Origin of the sequence: Streptomyces sp. NPDC050423 (assembly GCF_040655445.1) — a bacterium.
Lineage (GTDB): Bacteria > Actinomycetota > Actinomycetes > Streptomycetales > Streptomycetaceae > Streptomyces.
In genome coordinates, this window is sequence record NZ_JBFAJY010000035.1 from 22,411 (window position 1) to 37,677 (window position 15,267).

The following is a 15,267-nucleotide window of genomic DNA, read 5'->3' on the forward strand; positions in this document are numbered from 1 at the left end:
CTGGTTGAGAGCGAATGGCGACGCGCCAGCCGCGGCTGCCACACTGTCGGTGCAGGTCATCCCGCGTCGGAAGGGCCCGGCGCCGGACATCCTGGACGGGTTCGACGCCCTCGCTCACCGAACTCACGCACATCGTCGGACGCGTCGAGGCCGGGGCTCGTCGGCACCTCCCCGGACGAGCTCGGTGCCGGGTTGCCGTAGAGTTGACCGGTTCCAGACGTGTTGCCGGCCCGACCGGCGGCTCACCGCACTGGTGGACGTGCAACTGAGAGGAACCGATGCGACCGAACGCCAGGCGCACCACTTTGGCGGACATCGCCCAAGTGGCCGGGGTCTCCGTCGCGACCGTGTCCAAAGTGGTCAACGGTCGCGGTGACGTGGCGCCGCACACGCGTACCCGGGTGCAGGAACTACTGCATCAGCACCACTACCTCGCGCCCGTGTTCCGTCACACCGAGGCCGCCGAAATCCCGACGATTGAGGTGCAGTTCAAGGGCGACCTCAAGTCGTACGTGGCCGAGACCCTGGAAGGCATCATCGACTCCGCAGCCGAGTTGGGGGCCTCGGTGGTGATCAGCAAAGCGTCCCGTGCCCCACACTGGGCCAGGGATCTGGTCTCAGCCGGGCGCCGCGCCGTCATCGCGGTCACCAGCGTGTACTCCACAGCGCACCTGAACGAACTGGCCCGGTGCGGGCTACCCCTGGTCGTACTGGACCCACTGCACCTGCCGGACAGCCGGGTCAACAGCGTCGGGGCGACCAACTTCACCGGCGGCCTGACCGCGACCCAGCACCTACTCTCCCTGGGCCACCGCCGCGTCGCCTATCTCGGCGGACCGGCCATGGCCGTCTGCAACCAGGCGCGCGCGCACGGCTACCGCGCCGCCATGGAGGCGGAAGGAGTGCGGGTGCCCGACGACTACGTCCGGTGCGGAGACTTCACGTACGAGACCGGGTTGCTCGGCGCCACAGCGCTGCTGAGCCTGCAAGAGGCACCGACGGCGGTCTTCGCAGGCAACGACGAGATCGCCGTCGGTGTCATCGAGACCGCCCGTGCCCGCGGTCTGCGCATCCCTGAAGATCTGAGCGTGGTCGGCTTCGACGACACGAGCCTCGCCCGGATGGCCTCACCACCACTGACCACCGTGCGCCAACCACTGAGGGAGATGGGCGGTGCTGCGCTGCGCACCGCCCTCCGCCTGTCTAACGGCGAAAAGGTCGGGTCCCACCACATCGAGCTCGCCACCGAGCTCGTGGTACGCGCCTCGACGGCGCCACCCGGCGAAAGGAGTTCGTCGAGTAGGTAGTCGCAGGCGAGGGGGTATCAGACAGCGTCGGCGAATCGGTCGGGCTGGTGAGCGTCGACCGCCCCGCGCTCCGTCGCCGTATGAGCGCTGACGTTGTTGCGCGACCCGGGCGGGCTCGACCTTCCGCCGAGCCCGCCACGCCGGCCCAAGGTCAGCAGACCAGGACGGTAGGGGCAGGAGGCCGTGGTCGCCGCCGGAGGCGGGGCCGCCAACCTCGGCCCGTGCGATCTTCCGGGGACGTACCGCCCTTGACGTGCCGCTACTGCTGGTCGGCACCGCCCCAGTCGTCGTACTGGACGGTGTTCACGTCGTCGGCGGTGGAGGCACCTTATACCCCGCGCGAACGAGGAAGGCCGAGCAAGCAGCGTCCGCACACTCGTCCCAGCACCGCCCCACGGCGTCCGCCGACGGCGGAGCCGGGGCTGCGTTCCGACTCGCCGGGATCCCAGAAAGTTTCGGACTGTCGATCGAAACTTTCTCTGTGTGGAGTATTGACGCCCCATCATCGATACCTCAATCATCCCTATCTGAGAACTGACCGTAGTCCGAAATACCGAACAACGTCAGCCTCAGCAATCTGTGCTGCACGGCAGATCCGCGCACGGCTTCAGTCCTTCCGTGATTTCCACCTTGGAGGCACAGCCATGGGCTCCTATGCCCTTCCCAGACCCGTTATTGTCCGTCGGAAGATTCGCAGACTGCTGTTGGCGCTGGTCGTCGGCGTCCTCGGTGCGGCCGCCGCGCTGGTAGCGCCACCCGGAGCGCACGCCGCCGAGAGCACGCTCGGCGCCGCGGCGGCGCAGAGCGGCCGCTACTTCGGCACCGCCATCGCCTCGGGCAAGCTGGGCGACTCGACGTACACGTCGATCGCGAACCGTGAGTTCAACATGGTGACGGCCGAGAACGAGATGAAGATCGACGCCACCGAACCACAGCGGGGCCAGTTCAATTTCAGTTCCGCCGACCGCGTCTACAACTGGGCGGCGCAGAACGGAAAGGAGGTGCGTGGCCACACCCTGGCCTGGCACTCCCAGCAGCCCGGCTGGATGCAGAGCCTCAGCGGCAATGATCTGCGCCAGGCGATGATCGGCCACATCAACGGCGTGATGGCCCACTACCGGGGCAAGATCGTCCAGTGGGACGTCGTGAACGAGGCCTTCGCCGACGGAAGTTCGGGAGCCCGACGCGACTCCAACCTGCAGCGCAGCGGCAACGACTGGATCGAGCTCGCCTTCCGCACCGCGCGCGCCGCCGACCCGTCCACCAAGCTCTGCTACAACGACTACAACGTCGAGGACTGGACCTGGGCCAAGACCCAGGCCATGTACTCCATGGTCCGGGACTTCAAGCAGCGCGGCGTGCCGATCGACTGCGTCGGCTTCCAGTCGCACTTCAACAGCGGCAGCCCCTACAACAGCAACTTCCGCACCACGCTGCAGAACTTCGCCGCCCTCGGCGTCGACGTGGCCATCACCGAGCTCGACATCCAGGGCGCTTCGCCCACGACCTATGCCAACGTGACCAACGACTGCCTGGCCGTCGAGCGCTGCCTCGGCGTCACCGTCTGGGGTGTGCGCGACAGCGACTCCTGGCGATCGGAGCAGACGCCGCTGCTGTTCAACAACGACGGCAGCAAGAAAGCCGCCTACTCCGCCGTCCTCAACGCACTCAATGGCGGCGACACCACTGAGCCCCCGGCGGATTCCGGACAGATCAAGGGCGTCGGTTCGAGCCGCTGCCTGGACGTGCCCAACGCCAGCACCAACGACGGCACTCAGCTCCAGCTGTGGGACTGCGGCAGCAGTACCAGCCAGCAGTGGGCGGCCACCGGCTCGGGTGAGCTCCGGGTATACGGCGACAAGTGCCTGGACGCCGCCGGTACGAGCAACGGCAGCAAGGTCCAGATCTTCAGCTGCTGGGGCGGCGACAACCAGAAGTGGCGCGTCAACTCCGACGGATCCATCGTCGGCGTCCAGTCCGGCCTCTGCCTCGACGCCGTCGGGGCCGGCACTGCCAACGGCACTCAGATCCAGCTCTACTCCTGCTCGAACGGCAGCAACCAGCGCTGGACCCGCACCTGAGAGGACCTGCCACAAACGAAAGGGCGAACCGATGACGGCCTGCGTGCGGCGGCTCCAGTCTTCCAGGAGGACATCGTTGACGGGCCCAGGTCTCCGCCGTGGTGGCGGCGACCCTCGCGAACGGCATGCTCGCCGCAGTGAATCCGGGATCCGCCGAGGCGGCGACGGTGGACATCGGCAGGGGGCCGACCCCGCCGCAGGCCACGCCCGGCTGGTCAGCCGCTCCGCCGACGGAGATGCCTCTCGGGGGCGGAGGCCGAGGGTCCTACCGGGAGAAGTTCCGGCGACGTCTGCTTGAATCGCTGCCCGATCCGCAGGGCCACCCGGGGATCGCGGAGTTGCCCGCTGCACGGGGCACGGTCTGCGCCTGTGCCCCGGTCCGGCCCTGAGCAGGATGCGTGAGGGCCGGGCACACAACCCGGCCCTCACGTCGTCGTACGTCAGTGAACGGGGAACCAGGCCGAGAGGCGCTTGGCCGGCGCCACGTTCTGTGGCTCTGGTGGGCCGCACCCCCGGCGTCAACGAGCCAGCGGCCGGGATCGGCTCGCGCCACCGCTTGAAAAGTGCAGCGGGACGCCCGTACCGGAGTCCTTCCCCATGCCGGTGGTCCGGTCCGCACGGCCACGGCCGAAGAGTCCGGAGAGAGAACGGACGTCGGCTGCAGGGCCCCCTGGGACTCCTCTGGGACTTTCGGCCGCGTCAACGTGCATGCGCGGGAGACATCTGAAAGATGATCCACGCAGGTCAACGCTCTGCAACCGCGTATCGTCGCAGGTCATAGAACTGTGTGGTGTCTTCCGCGACATCTGACACGCGGCCCACGTGGAAAGAGGAGGGAGGGTCTGGCCGCTCAGGGGATGACGGCCGACCCTCCCTCCTCGCTTGAGGGACCGGGAGCTAGTGGGGATAGTCCTCGGGTCGCGTAGGCTCGCGCCGGGGCAGTGGGGATGCCTGGCCGTCCGCCTGCTCGGACGGGGGCCGCCGGTAGTGGAGGCCCCCGGGATACGGCTGGTGACGTGGCTGCTCCCGCGGGTGGGGGCGGCCGGACGGGTCCTGCGGTTGCGAACGGTGCGTGGGCTGCTGGTAGTTCTGGCCCTGGAGGCCGTACGCCTGGTGGGCTCCGCCCTGGTAGCCGTAGGCGCCGTGCGCCTGCCCCTGGTTCCCGTACGCGCCGTGTGGTGCGGCGCCCTGGTTCCCATAGGGGGCGGGGTTCTGCTCCGGAGAGCGGGACGGGTCCCAGGGCGCGTCCTGGGCGTACGGATTGTGGGCCTGACCCTGGTACGGGGGCTGCTGCTGATGCCCGTCCGGTGCGGGCTGCCCGTACGGCTGCCCGTACGCCTGGTGCTGCCAGGCGACGGACCCGTACGCCTGCTGCGGTGCGAACCCGGCGTACTCCGGCTCCTGTTCCGGCAGCCGCGTCTCGGGCCCGGCGGGCGGTGCGGCGGGTGCCCGGCCGCCGTGCGCGTGGCGGGGGGTGGGGAGGCCGCCCGGCCACCAGTTCCACTTGCCGAGCGCCGTCATCAAGGCCGGCAGGACGAAGATCCGGATCACCACCGCGTCGAGCAGGATGGCCGCGGCCAGACCGACGCCCAGTTGCTTGAACTCGACCATGCTGAGCGTTCCGAAGATGGAGAACACTCCGACCATCACGACCGCGGCGCTCGTCACCACGCCGGCCGAGCGCGTGATCCCCTCACGGACCGAGTCCCGCGTGGAGGCGCCGCCGATCGCGGCCTCGCGGATTCGGCTCACGACGAAGACGTGGTAGTCCATGGACAGCCCGAACAGCACCACGAAGAGGAACAGGGGCAGCCAGGAGACGACCGCGCCCGAGCTGTGGAAGTCGAGCAGTTTCTCGGCCCAGGTGTGCTGGAAGACGGAGACCAGCACGCCGAAGGCGGCCGCCGCCGACAGCAGGTTCAGGAGGATGGCGGACAGCGCCACCGCCAGGGAGCGGAAGGTGAGGATCATCGCGACGAAGGTGAGCAGCAGGACGAAGCCCACGACCCAGGGCATGCGTTCCACCAGGTGTCCCGTGAAGTCGACGCTCTGCGCCACTTTCCCGCCGACCGCGGCTTCCGCGTCGGGTACGCGGGCCGTCTCCTGCGGCACCCAGGTGCGCAGGACGTCCAGGGACCGCTTGGCGCCCTCGCTGTTGGACGAGAAGGGCGTGCCCACGTCGACCGTGTGGACCCGGCCGTCGGACGACTGCTTGATCGCCGGTGTCTCGTCGTGCGCGAACAGTTCGTTGTCCGCGGTACGGGCGAGCAGGCTCTTCAGCGCGGCGCGCACCTCCCCGGCTTCCCCGGCGGGAGCACGTACGGCGACCTGGTGAACGGTGCCCTTGCTCGGGAAGGCGTGGGTCAGCCGGTCCATGGCCCGCACGACGGGGATGTCGCGGGAGAGGTCGTCGGAGCCCGGCTGCTTCAGTTTCATGTCCATCGCGGGCAGGGCGAGGAGCACCAGCGCCGCCCCGGAGACCACGAGCGTGAGGGCCGGCTTGGACAGGGCCGGCCTCAGCAGCGCCGGCCACACGCGCGACTCGCCGCCGCGCATGGTCAACCGCCACAGCAAGGGCACGCGCGGCCGGTCGACCCAGCGTCCCAGCTTGGCCAGGAGGGCGGGCAGCACGGTGAGCGAGGCCAGGACGGCGACCGCCACGACGATGATCGAGCCGGTGGCGAGAGAGGCGAAGGTCGCCTCTCTCGCCAGGTAGAGACCGGCCATCGAGACGATGACGGTGGTGCCGGACACCACCACGGTGTGCCCGGAGGTGGCGGCGGCGATCTCGATGGCGTCGGCGTGCGACTTGCCGCGCCGTCGCTCCTCCCGGTCGCGCTTGAGGTAGAAGAGCGAGTAGTCCACGCCCACGGCCATGCCCATGAGCAGGATGACATTGCTGACCGCGCTCGTCTCCGGCAGCACGTGGGATGCCAGCGTGGACAGGCCGATGGCGGCGCCGACGCAGGACAGCGCGAGCGCGACCGGCACTCCGGCCGCGATGATCGCGCCGAACACGACCAGGAGGATGAGCAACGTCAGCGGCAGGCTGATCAGTTCGGCCTTCTCGAAGTCCTTCCCCAGGGTCTCGGTGAGGCCCTTGGCCGTGGAGCCCGTACCGACCTCGTCGATCCGCAGCCCGTCGTGGGCACGCTCGACGGCGGCACTGACGTCGAGGAGCGGCTGGACGCGGGTGTCGGCGTTCTCGGTGTCACCGCGCATCGTCGCGGGGACGAGCAGGGCCTGGCCGCCCGGTGAGGGAACCGGCTTGCCCACGCTCTCCACCTCGGGGAGCGCCTTGAGTCTCCGGGTGAGTTCCCCGGCCGCGGCCCTCGCCTCGCGCTGATCCAGTTTCCCGCCGTCCCCGGCGGTGATCAGCACGTTCTCCTCGGGCTTCTCGGTGAAGTGGCCCGAGTGCACGATCTTGCCGGCCCGGCCCGACTCCCGGACTCCCGACTCGTCGTCGCTGATCCCGTTCGTGCCGGCCGCACCACCGAGGAACAGGCACAGGGCGACGAACACGGTCCACAGACCGATCGCGGACCACGGGTGCAAAGCGCTCCATCGCGCGATCCGTACCGTCACCGGTTTCCTCCGCACCTTGCTTCCTTCCGTTGCAGCCGGTCCCGGTCCGGAGACCCGGTCTGACGCCGGGGGCCGACGGGAAGAAACGCTAGAGGGGCCGCTGTCTCCGGTGTACGAGGTAAACCGTCGAGGTGCCCGTTGCTTTCCGTACGGCCGATATACGGGAAACCGCAGGTTCACCCCTGCGGTAATCCGCCGGAAAGTCTTCGGCGGGACGAAACACGGCGATCCCGAGAAACCTTGACCCGGCAAAACTCGTTCCGTTACCTTCGAGTGCGAAATGGGTGGCGCTCGCGAATTGATCGGGAATTCTTGACTGGAATGTGCGCCGCTCGCGGAGTGTAGCTCACTGAACGACCCCCGGGAATTTGCTGGCATCAAATTGCCAGGCCCATTGTCAGTCGAGGGAGAAAAATGGAAACAACGATCCTCACCCGGCAACATGTTGCCAAAATCATCAAGGAAAATGGCAGCGACTACTTCATGGACCGGATAATCGTCCGGCTGCGGGAGGCGTTCACCGCAAAAGACAAGGGGATAACCCCGGCTCGGGACGGTTTCCTCCGCGGCCCCGGGGACACGGCCGTCCTGGAGTGGATGCCGCACCATGATCCGGGCAGTTCCGTCACGATCAAGACGGTGGCTTACACCCCGTCGAACCCCGCCGTCTTCCAGCTGCCGACGATCATCGGCTCTCTGACGCGCTACGACGATGTGACGGGCCGCCTGCTCGCGGTCTGCGACGGCATCCTGCCGACCGCGATCCGCACCGGGGCGGCCTCCGCGATCGCCAGCGGGCTGCTGGCCCGCCCCGACAGCCGCACCCTGGGGCTCGTGGGTGCCGGCGCCCAGGCAGTGACCCAGGCGCACGCGCTGAGCCGGGTCTTCCCGCTGGAGCGGATCCTCGTCCACGACATCGACCCGGCCCACGCCCGGTCGTTCGCGGACCGGGTGGACTTCCTCGGCCTGGATGTCCGCACCGTGCCGCTCCACGAGCTGGAGGAGGCGGCGGACATCATCTGCACCGTCACCTCGGTCGGTGTCGGCGAGGGACCGGTCCTGGACGGTACGCGGCTGCGGCCGCACGTCCACGTCAACGCGATCGGCGCCGACCTCATCGGCAAGTTCGAGGTGCCGCGGGCCGTACTGAAGTCGGCCTTCGTCACCCCCGACCACCGGGGACAGGCGCTGCGCGAGGGCGAGTGCCAGCAGTTGGACGAGGCCGACCTCGGCCCCGACCTGATGGCCCTGTGCGCCGAGCCGCAGGCCGCGGCACTCCACCGTGACCGTACGACCGTCTTCGACTCGACCGGCTTCGCACTGGAGGACCACGTCGCGCTCGACGTACTGCTCGAACTCGCGGAGGAGGCTGGCATCGGTGACCGCGTGCAGGTGGAACACCTGCCGGACGACGCACTGAACCCCTACTCGTTCCAGTGAACGGGCGCCTCGTGCGCTGACACCGCACGCCGGGCGGACGGGACTTCACGGACACGAACTGGGGCCTGTCCGGCCCTGATCCGCCGGACAGGCCCCACGACAGGCCCTAGGACTCCAGGTAACGCAGTACGGCCAGGATGCGGCGGTTGTAGCCGGTGGTCCGGGGGAGTTCGAGCTTGTCGAAGATGGCGTTGAGATTCTTCTCGACCGTGCTCATCGAGATGTGCAGCTTCTCGGAGATGGCCGCGTTGGTGTGCCCCTGCACCAGTTCCTCAAGGACACTGCGCTCGCGCGGGGTCAGCCGGGCGAGCGGGTCGACGTGCGTGGTGCGGAACACCAACTGGCGTACCACTTCCGGGTCGATGGCGACGCCGCCGCCGTGGATACGGTCCAGCGCGTCGAGGAACTCCTCCACCTGCGCCACCCGGTCCTTGAGCAGGTAGCCCACCCGTTCGGCGTTCGCGGACAAGAGCTGGGCGGCGTAGTTGCGCTCGATGTGCTGGGAGAGCACGAGGACGCCGATGTCCGGCCAGCGCCTGCGCACCTCGATCGCCGCGCGCAGCCCCTCGTCCGTGTGGGTGGGCGGCATCCGGATGTCCAGCACGACGATCTCCGGAGGCTCCTCCTCGACCCTCCGCAGCAGGCTCTCCGCCTCCCCCACCGCCGCGCGCACGTCGTGGCCCTCCTCGATGAGCAGGCGAACAAGCCCTTCCCGCAGGAGGGTCGAGTCCTCGGCCAGCATTACGCGCACGGCAGCTCCGCGATGATCTTGGTGGGGCCCCCCGAGGGGCTGTGGACATGAAGGCGTCCGTCGAGCGCGTCGACCCGGCTGACCAGCCCGTTGAGCCCGCTGCCCGCCGCGTTCGCACCCCCGACGCCGTTGTCCTCGATCTGGACGACGAGGAGGTCCGGGTACTGGCGGACGTCTACGGAGATCGCGCTCGCCGTCGAGTGCTTGGCGGCGTTCGTCACGGCTTCGGAGACGACGAAGTAGGCGGCGGTCTCGACCGAAGGGGGCAGCATCCCGGTCAGTCCGAGATCCATCCGAATGGGGATGCTGCACCGCTCGGAGACACCGCCCAGCGCCTCCTGGAGGCCCAGGTTGTCCAGCGCGGTCGGGTAGACGCGCCAGGCCACCTCCCGCAGTTCGGTCAGGACCTCCTGCGACTCCTTGTGCGCCTGGAGCAGTAGCGCGTCGGCCTGCTCGGGCGTACGGCCCCGGCGGGCACGGCCCAGCAGCACGGCCAGGGCCACCAGGCGCTGCTGCACGCCGTCGTGGAGGTCGCGCTCGATCCGGCGGCGCTCGGCGTCGACGGCCTGCAGCACGGCGGCCCGGCTGGTGGCCAGTTCATCGATGCGCTGCTGGAGCAGTTCCCGTTCCGAGGGGCCGAAGCACTCCCGGGCGAGGCGCGCGTCGAACGCCTCCAGCGAGAACAGGCCCTGCACGTCGAGGAAGAGCAGCACACTGCCGAGCAGCACCTGGGTGAGCAGCTCCTGCCAGCTGAGCGTGCCGCGCACCACCCCGCCGAGCAGCAGCCCGGCCAGGACCACGCCGAAGAGGAGCAGTCCGGTCACGATGCTGGTGAGCATCCCGACGTAGGTGCGGGTCGCGAGGTACCGGAGGATGCGCTGACCGGCGATGTGGCGGGCGGGGAAACGGTCGCCGAAGAAGAACGAGCGCCGCCAGCGTTCCCAGGAGGTGAGCCGGCGGGCGCCGCCGGTCAGTACGACCAGCGCGTTCCGGCGCGTACGGGGCCACAGCAGCGCGGGGCCGAGCACCGTGCCGACCGTGAGGAAGTAGAGGAAGCCGACCAGGGCCGTGCAGCAGCCGACGAACAGCCCGGCAGCCCTGCGCGGTAGCGCGAAGGGCGCCCGCGCCACCTCGCCGGGCGCGGGGCCCGGTGCGGAGTGAAGGTAGTGACCAGTGACGTCTGCTGAATCCCCCTGCACGGTCAGCGAGCCTACCCGGGCCGCGCAGCCGGGGCAAAGCGCTGCCCGGGGGGACAGGGGTGGAGCGGCGACGCTCACGAGGAACGCTCGTGCTGTGCCGATGAGTTGCGCGAGCGGACCCTGACCGCCACGTACAGCACCAGGGCGAGGACGACCAGGACCAGGACGACCTTGCTCAGCACACCGACGTACGTCTCGACGGTGTCCCACTGGTCACCGAGCCAGTACCCCGCCATGACGAGGATCGAGTTCCAGATGAGGCTGCCCAGAGCGGTCAGCAGCAGGAACAGCGGCATGGACATGCGTTCCAGCCCGGCGGGCACCGAGATGAGGCTGCGGAAGATCGGCACCATGCGCCCGAAGAAGACCGCCTTCGTGCCGTGCTTCCCGAACCACGCCTCCGTCCGTTCCAGGTCCGACGTCTTGACCAGCGGGAGCTTGCCCCAGATGGCGTACATGCGCTCGCGGCCGAACAGCATCCCGACCCAGTAGAGGACCGCCGCGCCGACCACCGAGCCGAGCGTGGTCCAGAACAGGGCGGACGCCAGGCTGATCACGCCCTGACCGGCCGCGAAGCCGGTGAGCGGCAGGATCACCTCGCCCGGCAGCGGCGGGAACAGGTTCTCCAGGGCGATGGCGAGGCCGGCGCCGGGGCCGCCCATCTTGTCCACGAGGTCGGCCGCCCAGCCCGCGATGCCGTCGGCGGGCTCCTGGGCAAGAGCGAGGGTGATGAGATCCATGAGAGCTCCAGGGTCACGGGGACGGTGGAGCGGGCTGCCTGCCGCGCTCTGTTCACCACGGTAGAAAGCGCAGATCAACGCCGGTATGCGGATTGCCCTCGAAGTTTCGGGGTTCTCCGCACCTCGTTCCCTGTGGAAAACCGCAGGGCCGCACAGCCTCGGTACCGGGAGACCGCAGCCGTCGCGGGTCACCGCGCGCCGCGCCCGTGCGCGGTCACCGTATCGGGGCGGTTCACGGTCAGCCGGCGTATCCCCAGCAAGATCCTGCCGCTCGGCCGCGACTGACCTGCCGGTGAAATGGACAGCATTTTGCCCCGCTGGCAGCAAGGTGCCAGCATCCCGTTTTCTTTTGGACCCGGAATTCACGCCGCGCCAACCTCGCTTCATCGGCGATCGATCGGCAGCATGTGCCGCGGAGAACGCATGCGCACCAGGGCGACGATCGGCTCGGACCTGTCCGGCGGTCTCGACTCCACCCCCATGGGTTTCCTGGCCTCCCGAGCGACCGAGGCCGCGGACGGCAAGCTCGTCACCGTACGGATCGGTGTTGCCGACCCCACCCACGACGACCACATCCGGGCGGCGCGGGCACAGGAGTTGCTCAACGGCGGTCATGTCACGCACACCGTGTTCCGTCCGGGCGAACTCCCCGACATGTTCGAGCGGATCGCCCAGCCGGTGACCGGGTTCGACGAGCCCACCCGCTGGATCCGTCCGGTGGCCCGGCTGCAGGACACCGCGCGTCGGCTCGGCGAGGCGGGAGCGGTCGTCCACCTGACCGGACACGGGGGCGACGAGGTCCTGCCGGTCAAGCCGAACTACCTGCACGACCTCATGCGCCGGCGTCCCGCACTGGCCCGCGAGCACCTCGCCGGGATGCGGGCGCTGCGGCGCCGGCCGCTGGGCGGCACGATGCGGGCCCTGGCCGAGCACCGCCCGTACGGACCGTGGCCGGCCCGGCAGGCGGACGATCCGGGGAGCCCCTTCCCGGCGGGTAACCTGCCGCTGTTCGGCTCCCCGTCCCTCCTCCAAGGACTACGGCCGGTTACATACGGTGGCGGCCCCGGGCGCGCGACATACGGGAGACGAAGAAATACCCGATGGCCATGACCGCCAGCAACGCCACCGCCTTCGACACCATTCCGCCGTACTCCTCCACCAGCGTCCAGTTGTCCCCCAGCCAGAATCCCGCCATGACAAACACGGCGTTCCAGATGAGACTTCCCATCGCGGTCAGCCAGATGAAGGTGGCCACCGGCATACGTTCAATTCCCGCGGGCACGGAGATCAGGCTCCTGAGCACGGGCACCATGCGGGCGAAGAACACCGCCTTGCCGCCGTGGCGGGCGAACCACGCCTCCGCCTTGTCGATCTCGTGGGCCTTGACGAACGGGATCCTCACCATGACCCGTCGGGTCCGCTCGCGGCCGAGGGCCGCGCCGGCCAGGTACACCACCAACGACCCCACGACCGACCCGATCGTGGTCCACACGATCACGGCGACCGGGCTCATCCGCCCCTGTCCCGCCGTGAATCCCGCCACCGGGAGCACGACCTCGCTGGGGATGAAGGGGAGGACAGTGTCCACGGCGTTGGTCAGGCCCGCACCCGGCGCACCGAGGGTCTCCATGAGGTGGACGGCCCAGCCGGCGACCCCGCCGGCCGGCTCCGCTCCATTGATCGCATCCATCATGGACGTCACGCTACGAGCGGGGGAGGCCGCGCACTATGCGGCCAACCATCGAACCGCCCTGCGGAAAACCGTAGGTTCGCCGGATGGATACGGACATACGCGCACCACCACGCCGGGGCGCGGATGGGAAGCGAAGCAAGGGGACGCGAACACCGCCAGGTCGGTTTGGTTTCTGACGCCAGACCGGGAGGGCTCAGGGCCACGGGCGGGCGCCCGAGACGATCTTGGGGCCCGGCCGCATCAACCGGTCATGAGCGGGAAGATCTGGTCAACGACCCGGTTCGTGGGCGAGGGCCCGCCCGGCGCCGCGTGCCGCCAGCAGTTCGGACACCCTGTCCAGCGGCAGCGCCCGGACGTGGTGGCCGTCGCGGCCGGTCATCGAGTGGGCGCCGGTGAGCACGTTGAGCACCGCCTCCTCCACCGACTCGACGACCGCGCCGTAGAAGGGGTCCATCCGGCCCCACGGCACGAAGCGCATCGACTCGTACGGGGCGCTGCGGTCGTCGGCGGGGAACGTGCTGGTCAGCGCGGACTCGTTGGCCGTGGAGAAGGCCAGGAAGATGTCCCCGGAGAAGTGGCTTCCGGTGGTGCCGGTGCGGGCGAGGCCCAGGGTGACGCGGCGGGCCAGCGCCTTGCACTGTCCCGGGAGCAGCGGGGCGTCCGTCGCCACCACCACGATCACCGAGCCCGCACCGGGTGGCACCTGACGCTCGCCCTCCGGTGCCGGGCCGGGGCTGTCGGGCAGTTCGGGGCCCACCGGCACGCCGGCCACCACCAGTTCGCGCCGCGCACCGAAGTTGGCCTGGACGAACGCGCCCACGGTGTAGCGGTCCTCGCCGTACTCCACCACCCGCGACGCGGTGCCCGAGCCGCCCTTGAAGCCGTAGCAGCGCATCCCCGTCCCGCCGCCGACGCAGCCCTCCTCGACCGGTCCCGTGGACGCCGCCTCGATGGCCGCTGCGGCGTGGCCTGACTCCACGGCCGTGCCGTGGATGTCGTTGAGGTGGCCGTCCCAGGTCTCGGTGACCACCGGCAGCAGCCACTCCGGCGCCATGCCCCGGCAGTTGGCGCGCACCCACTCGATCACGCCGCGGTGCACCGGACCGACCGCGTACGTATTGGTGATGAGCACCGGCACGGCGAGTGAGCCGCTCTCCTCGATCCAGGCGGTGCCGGTCATCTCGCCGTTGCCGTTGAACGAGTGCCAGCCGGCCGCGCAGGGCAGGCCCACCCCGCCCCGGCCGCGCGGCAGGAGCGCGGTCACTCCGGTGCGCACGTCGTCGCCCTCGCAGAGGGTCACATAGCCGACCTCGACGCCGGGAACGTCCGTGATCGCGTTCCACGGTCCCGGCTCGCCGGTCAGGGGTATGCCCAACTCGCGTGCCCTCATGCGGTTCTCGTCCACAGGTTCTTCCCTCACGCCGTCGTCAGCCATGCGCGCAGAGAATACGGGACCGGCCCTCCTCCCCGGCAGGAGCGGTTCAGGCCGCCTCGGTGGATTCCGCGGATCCGGCCGGTCCGGCGGCGACCTCGCCGTGGCTCAGCCACGGCCGGGCGAGCAGGATCAGGGCGAGGCCCGCCAGGGCGAGTGCGGTGAGCACGATGACGGCCATGGGTGTCCCGCTGTCCTCACCGAAGACGCCGACGAGTGGTGCGGCGAGCGCGCCGAACAGGAACTGGAGGCCGCCCAGCAGCGCCGACGCCGCGCCCGGGGCAACGCGCCCCAGGGTCTGGCCGATGCTCATCGTGGCGGGGAAGACCAGGCCGATGCCGGCCATGGTGACGAAGAGGCAGATCCAGGTGGCCGCGAGGGTCTCCCCGGCCAGGGCCGGGACCACGAGCAGCGCCACGGCGCCGGCGCCGGAGACCGTGAGCCCGGCGATCAGGAGCGTGTTCATCCGGACCCGGCGGGAGAGCCGCGCGAACGTGACACCGGCGATGAGCATCCCCACCGCGTTCGACGCGAAGATCAGCGAGTACACCGTGGCAGAGACACCGTGCACGCTCTCGAAGACGAAACTGGATCCGCTGATGTAGGCGAACAGCGCCGCCGAGGTGAAGCCGAGCACGAGCGCCGTCCTCGACCTGCCGCGCCGCGCGGCAGCGGAGGGCGCCTAATTCTCTTCCGTCAGTTGCTCGTCCAGTTCGTCGAAGAGAAGCTCGCCGTGGTCGACCTGTCCCGTCCGGTACGCCGAGCGCGCGACCAGGTGCGAGGCGACCGGGCCGGTCATCAGCTGGAAGAAGCCGATCAGCGCCAGGGTCGCCATGTCCATGCCGCTGCGCAGTCGCAGCGCGACCCCCGCCAGCACGATCAGCAGGCCGAGCGACTGCGGCTTGGTCGCCGCATGGCTGCGGGACAGGACGTCCGGCAGCTTCAGCATGCCGATCACACCCAGCAGGCAGACGGCCGCGCCGAGGAGGACCAGGACCGCGCCTGCCGTGTCGGTGATCTGAAGCCAGTCACTCATGTG

General features: G+C 69.6%; 12 protein-coding genes. 4 read left to right on the forward strand and 8 right to left on the reverse strand.

The genetic code is table 11. The features are described 5' to 3' along the window. Positions 1-278: 278 nt before the first annotated feature. Both AB0I52_RS24125 and AB0I52_RS24130 read left to right on the forward strand, forming a co-directional pair. Positions 279-1,307, forward strand: coding sequence for a substrate-binding domain-containing protein (locus AB0I52_RS24125; RefSeq protein ID WP_363075773.1), 1,029 nt, complete (start codon positions 279-281; stop codon positions 1,305-1,307). Positions 1,308-1,951: 644 nt separating this feature from the next. Next, positions 1,952-3,388 carry an endo-1,4-beta-xylanase gene (locus tag AB0I52_RS24130; RefSeq protein ID WP_363075775.1) on the forward strand — a complete coding sequence of 479 codons (1,437 nt, stop codon included), beginning with the start codon at positions 1,952-1,954 and terminating at the stop codon, positions 3,386-3,388. 897 nt (positions 3,389-4,285) lie between these two features. Here AB0I52_RS24130 and AB0I52_RS24135 read toward each other — a convergent pair. Further along, the gene (locus AB0I52_RS24135; RefSeq protein ID WP_363075777.1) at positions 4,286-6,943 is read right to left on the reverse strand and encodes an MMPL family transporter; all 2,658 of its coding nucleotides are present in this window, start codon (positions 6,941-6,943) and stop codon (positions 4,286-4,288) included. A 444-nt stretch (positions 6,944-7,387) separates the two neighbouring features. Here AB0I52_RS24135 and AB0I52_RS24140 point away from each other — a divergent pair, with 444 nt between their 5' ends. Beyond that, a complete protein-coding gene (locus tag AB0I52_RS24140; protein ID WP_363075779.1) occupies positions 7,388-8,413 on the forward strand; it encodes an ornithine cyclodeaminase family protein in 1,026 nt (341 codons plus the stop codon). A 106-nt stretch (positions 8,414-8,519) separates the two neighbouring features. Here the strand turns inward: AB0I52_RS24140 and AB0I52_RS24145 are convergent, their stop codons facing one another. The 3 genes from AB0I52_RS24145 to AB0I52_RS24155 form a co-directional block, all read right to left on the reverse strand. Then, complete coding sequence (locus tag AB0I52_RS24145; RefSeq protein WP_363075878.1) at positions 8,520-9,155, reverse strand: response regulator transcription factor; 636 nt, start codon at positions 9,153-9,155, stop codon at positions 8,520-8,522. Further along, positions 9,155-10,363: a sensor histidine kinase gene (locus tag AB0I52_RS24150; protein WP_363075781.1), complete on the reverse strand. Its 1,209-nt coding sequence runs from the start codon at positions 10,361-10,363 to the stop codon at positions 9,155-9,157. The genes AB0I52_RS24145 and AB0I52_RS24150 overlap by 1 nt, the downstream gene beginning before the upstream one ends. Positions 10,364-10,437: 74 nt before the next feature. Continuing rightward, on the reverse strand, positions 10,438-11,103 hold the full coding sequence (locus AB0I52_RS24155) for a DedA family protein (RefSeq protein ID WP_363075783.1): 666 nt from the start codon (positions 11,101-11,103) through the stop codon (positions 10,438-10,440). Between the two features lie 423 nt (positions 11,104-11,526). Here AB0I52_RS24155 and AB0I52_RS24160 point away from each other — a divergent pair, with 423 nt between their 5' ends. After that, positions 11,527-12,213: an asparagine synthase-related protein gene (locus AB0I52_RS24160; protein ID WP_363075785.1), complete on the forward strand. Its 687-nt coding sequence runs from the start codon at positions 11,527-11,529 to the stop codon at positions 12,211-12,213. On the opposite strand, the gene AB0I52_RS24165 is transcribed toward AB0I52_RS24160, so the two are convergent. From AB0I52_RS24165 to mnhG, 4 genes are all read right to left on the reverse strand, one after another. Next, positions 12,149-12,796 carry a DedA family protein gene (locus AB0I52_RS24165; RefSeq protein ID WP_363075787.1) on the reverse strand — a complete coding sequence of 216 codons (648 nt, stop codon included), beginning with the start codon at positions 12,794-12,796 and terminating at the stop codon, positions 12,149-12,151. The genes AB0I52_RS24160 and AB0I52_RS24165 overlap by 65 nt on opposite strands. A 268-nt stretch (positions 12,797-13,064) precedes the next feature. Beyond that, the gene (locus tag AB0I52_RS24170) at positions 13,065-14,186 is read right to left on the reverse strand and encodes a P1 family peptidase (protein ID WP_363075880.1); all 1,122 of its coding nucleotides are present in this window, start codon (positions 14,184-14,186) and stop codon (positions 13,065-13,067) included. 91 nt (positions 14,187-14,277) lie between these two features. Further along, the gene (locus tag AB0I52_RS24175; protein WP_363075789.1) at positions 14,278-14,865 is read right to left on the reverse strand and encodes a hypothetical protein; all 588 of its coding nucleotides are present in this window, start codon (positions 14,863-14,865) and stop codon (positions 14,278-14,280) included. Positions 14,866-14,910: 45 nt separating this feature from the next. After that, positions 14,911-15,264, reverse strand: coding sequence for a monovalent cation/H(+) antiporter subunit G (gene mnhG, locus AB0I52_RS24180; protein WP_363075791.1), 354 nt, complete (start codon positions 15,262-15,264; stop codon positions 14,911-14,913). Positions 15,265-15,267 lie beyond the last annotated feature (3 nt).